We start from the raw sequence: 3671 nt of genomic DNA, 5'->3' as shown, positions 1-3671 counted from the left end.
GTAATAAAAATATACATAAATTTTATTTTATTTTCATAAATTCTCTTGCTATTTCTCTTAATTTATCCATGTAAAGTTTTTCAGCCTCTAGTTCCTCATTCACGAAAATGTTTATAGTGTAATTCTTTTTCTTTATTGTTGTAATATATCTCTTTTTAATTTCGGACTTTCCATCTTTCCTTAATGACAAGGTAATCACCTACTTCTTTTTATCATCGGTGTTTATAGGATCATCTTTTGTTGCATAGTAAAGATTTAAAAATGCTCTTGCCATTAATTCCATATTAGGCTCATTGGTATGGGTAACAACACATGATGGTTTATTCTCATACCAATACACATTCCCTTTTTTTATTTTTGTCTTACCTGCATCATGCATTTTCTTCATTAACTGCCTTTCACCTATGTCGGAAAACATATCTTTTATTTCTTCCCAACTTAATTTTGTAAAATCAGTATTGTTTAATAATTCATCATCATTCTTAGTCCAATTTCCCATTTTTATTTCCTCTATTTTTTATTAATTTAACTTCAAAGTACAATTCAATAAACGCTTTTGCCATTAAATCTAAATTTGGTTCTTCATCACAAATTATTTTTGATGGAGGTCTTCTTTTTCCAGTTAATTTCGAGTAAACAATTTCTACTTCTTTTTGTTTTTTCATTTTAAGAGTATCTTCCTCACAATGGATTTAAATTCTTCAGACATTATTAACTCTTCTAACCTAGGGGCATCAGGGTCATTAGAGTAATTAATAACTAATTTTATATCATCAATAGATTACTTTTTTTGCTTGACCATTATTCTTAACTCCCCCAACTACTCTTCCTTAGTTATATCCACTTCAAATTATACTTTTGAAAAACGTTGCGTATCTAATGGTAAATTAATGAAACAAAAAAAGAGCGACTGAGAAGTCAACTCCATTAATTTTTCATGATTGAATTATAAACACTTGATTTACTGTTACTATTTACTTCTATATTATCAGTGACTTGATTTGTTTCTACATCTGTTCCTTTGATTTTAGAATTTATACTATGAAGAAGATCAATGATTTCAGCAAAACCAATAAACATTATTCCACTTACAAATCCAGCACCACTCCATAGAAGAAAAGTTGTCCAATTAAACAAATAATCCTCTGCTAAAAAGAAACCAATGATTATTCCAGCAACTATTTCTAAGACACCAATTCCTCTTATTGCATTAGCAACTTTATTCATTATCATCCCTCCTAAAGTACTATTCAATATTTGTAGTAAATATCCTTTATTTTCCTAATTGAAAGGAGGGTCAAATGTCGTTCCCATATAGTATAAAAAAGAGTAGCCATCAGCCACTCTTCCTCCGCAAATCTGTTTGTCTTTTACATCTAACACAAGAATACAAATCATGTTCAATTTCTTGATGACGTTTCAACTTTCTACAAGTCTGACAAGACATTACCACATATCTACCCTTGCCATTAATGGTAATACCACTCTCATCTTCCTCATAATCATCCTCTATTTCATCGTCATTATGCTTCAATGCAAATATTAACATTGTACCAATCATTCCAACTCCAACTGCTACCCAATCCATACCATCAGCACCTTTCATTCAATGTATAGATAATCTCACCGTTATTTTTCACCGGAACAACCATGTAAGCATTGTACACACCATATTCATCTTGTAACTGTCGGACAAGCTCTACATTATCCAAACACATTTCAATCAATAATCCTGCAAGCGAAGTCGGTTTCTTATTACAAGCTACTGCTAGACTATTTAATTTTTTATTGTACTCATTTGATAACGATAAATTTACTCGATTAGGTTTCTTTCCTCCAAGTCCCTTCCCTTCTATCACAAACAAACATCCCCTTTCCATTCGTCATGACATTTGACAGTGTCAACCGTGTAACAATGTAACAGTTGCTTATAAGAGGGAGGATGGTATTACCCTACAACAATCTTAATTCCTCCCCCTGTACTCCTATGGACAATCCGTCTAGCTTCCTTTCGCTTCTGTATATCCGCAATGATCAGTTCCTTCACATATCCACTAAAATTAGCTTGTTGAATATGTTCCAGACATTCTTTGTCTTGCTCATTTGCAATATTGAATGAAACTGACTTTACTACCTTGTTACTCATTGGTCATACCACCTCCGTTTGCTTATTTATTAGATGGTATGACCAATAATTTCAGTTTATTCCAAATTAAATTGTGAATTTTACAAATTAGATTGTGAAAGGATTCAGTACTTTGTTATCGAATTATTAACTAAGGTGATGACATGAAGATAAAGAGTAATATTGGATGGTTAATTGATAAATCCCCATATAATAGAGAATACATAAGACAGCACTTTAATAAATCTAGAAATACAATCTCTAACTGGTGTACTGGAAAGAGTTATCCCTCTGTTTCTGAATTGTTTGCGTTAGCTGTTTTGCTAAATGTGAAAGTAGATGATCTTTACGAAATAATTGATAACGACAAATAAAAAACCCCTCTCATTCATTTGAGAAGGATTATTGAATGAACAAATTACGGACGTTCTTTTGGAGCATTAATATCTAGAAATCTAACAGTCATGATTTTATTTTCGTACTTATACGTTACATTCAAATCAAAGAAATCAATAAATTCATCTAATGATATTGGTGATTCAACATAATTATAGTTCATTTCTTTTGCATACCTTTTATCCTTTGTGCTGATAACTAACTCTTGATCATTCTTTTTACTTACCAAAGTGTGAACAAAATAGTAGTCAGAGTCTAGTTTGCTAATATCAACATACTCCTTTTCTGAAGTAAAGAATCTTGACATAGGGAATAATACACCATTTAATCCACCAGACACTTTTTTATAAGTTACCTCATATTCATTATTCGTAATTCCTAGTATTTCCTCAAACACACTCAATGTTGGATATAGTTTTCCTTCAAATTCTTTATTTGGATATACACTTCCAACTGTATTCTTTTCATCATTACGACTAAAGAATTTTTCACCATTACCAAACTCGTATATTACAAAATCAAAATGTACATTTGTTTTCTTAGTTAAATCAACTATTCTTCCTTGTGCTAGTGCATTCTCAACAGGACTTAATTTATTGCTATTCTTTTCAAGTGATTGGAACAATGCTTCTATTTGCGTACTATATTCCTTTTGGGAAATTCCTTTGTCAATTTGTATTGATAAGGTTTCAATTGCTTCATTTAGTTTGGCAAAATCAGTTTTAACTTTTTCCTTTGGTTTCTCTGGTTGTTGTGGCTTTGATTCAGCTTCTAACAAAGCTAATTTTGCTTTTGAGGGAGTCTCATATTTTACTGCTGCTTCGTTCTTTTGAACAAATAATCCTCCACCTAAACCATATAAACCACCAAATTTGTTTTGGTAAGAATAAACCCTAAACTCATCACCTTTATTCACTCTTTTTACTACTGAAGAAATATTTCCTTTATCGTCTAGGTTAACAACTGGTGTTTCTCTTAAAATAGTTACCTTTCCAATTTGCCCCTTTTTTAGTTCCGTTTTCCCCCACATTACTTTTGCTGATGCATCACTAGTTTGAAACATAATTATGAACAAACATAGAAAACTTAAAACAAATATCTTTTTAAGATTCACAATTGTTTCCTCCAATTATATAATTTAGTATAATTA

Annotated in this window: 9 protein-coding genes; 1 reads left to right on the top strand and 8 read right to left on the bottom strand. The window is 31.0% G+C overall.

What is annotated here, in order from left to right; translation table 11 throughout:
• Positions 1-22: 22 nt before the first annotated feature.
• From V7164_RS13655 to V7164_RS13625, 7 genes are all read right to left on the bottom strand, one after another.
• Positions 23-190 (bottom strand): hypothetical protein, encoded by a 168-nt coding sequence (locus V7164_RS13655; RefSeq protein ID WP_335354340.1) that lies wholly within the window; start codon positions 188-190, stop codon positions 23-25.
• A 9-nt stretch (positions 191-199) separates the two neighbouring features.
• Positions 200-499: a hypothetical protein gene (locus tag V7164_RS13650; RefSeq protein WP_335354339.1), complete on the bottom strand. Its 300-nt coding sequence runs from the start codon at positions 497-499 to the stop codon at positions 200-202.
• Positions 483-665: a hypothetical protein gene (locus V7164_RS13645; RefSeq protein WP_335354338.1), complete on the bottom strand. Its 183-nt coding sequence runs from the start codon at positions 663-665 to the stop codon at positions 483-485. The genes V7164_RS13650 and V7164_RS13645 overlap by 17 nt, the downstream gene beginning before the upstream one ends.
• A gap of 262 nt (positions 666-927) precedes the next feature.
• Positions 928-1227: a hypothetical protein gene (locus tag V7164_RS13640; protein WP_335354337.1), complete on the bottom strand. Its 300-nt coding sequence runs from the start codon at positions 1225-1227 to the stop codon at positions 928-930.
• 109 nt (positions 1228-1336) lie between these two features.
• The gene (locus V7164_RS13635) at positions 1337-1588 is read right to left on the bottom strand and encodes a hypothetical protein (protein ID WP_335354336.1); all 252 of its coding nucleotides are present in this window, start codon (positions 1586-1588) and stop codon (positions 1337-1339) included.
• A gap of 4 nt (positions 1589-1592) precedes the next feature.
• On the bottom strand, positions 1593-1859 hold the full coding sequence (locus tag V7164_RS13630) for a hypothetical protein (protein ID WP_335354335.1): 267 nt from the start codon (positions 1857-1859) through the stop codon (positions 1593-1595).
• A gap of 89 nt (positions 1860-1948) precedes the next feature.
• The gene (locus V7164_RS13625) at positions 1949-2146 is read right to left on the bottom strand and encodes a hypothetical protein (protein ID WP_335354334.1); all 198 of its coding nucleotides are present in this window, start codon (positions 2144-2146) and stop codon (positions 1949-1951) included.
• Between the two features lie 143 nt (positions 2147-2289).
• Here V7164_RS13625 and V7164_RS13620 point away from each other — a divergent pair, with 143 nt between their 5' ends.
• The gene (locus tag V7164_RS13620; RefSeq protein ID WP_335354333.1) at positions 2290-2499 is read left to right on the top strand and encodes a helix-turn-helix transcriptional regulator; all 210 of its coding nucleotides are present in this window, start codon (positions 2290-2292) and stop codon (positions 2497-2499) included.
• 44 nt (positions 2500-2543) lie between these two features.
• Here the strand turns inward: V7164_RS13620 and V7164_RS13615 are convergent, their stop codons facing one another.
• Positions 2544-3635 carry a hypothetical protein gene (locus V7164_RS13615; protein WP_335354332.1) on the bottom strand — a complete coding sequence of 364 codons (1092 nt, stop codon included), beginning with the start codon at positions 3633-3635 and terminating at the stop codon, positions 2544-2546.
• Between the last annotated feature and the right edge of the window lie 36 nt (positions 3636-3671).

It is taken from the genome of Bacillus sp. JJ1474, from assembly GCF_036965225.1.
Taxonomy (GTDB): Bacteria; Bacillota; Bacilli; order Bacillales; family Cytobacillaceae; genus Cytobacillus.
Note: the sequence above shows the minus strand (reverse complement) of the source record. Positions and strands in the feature narration are given on the sequence as shown.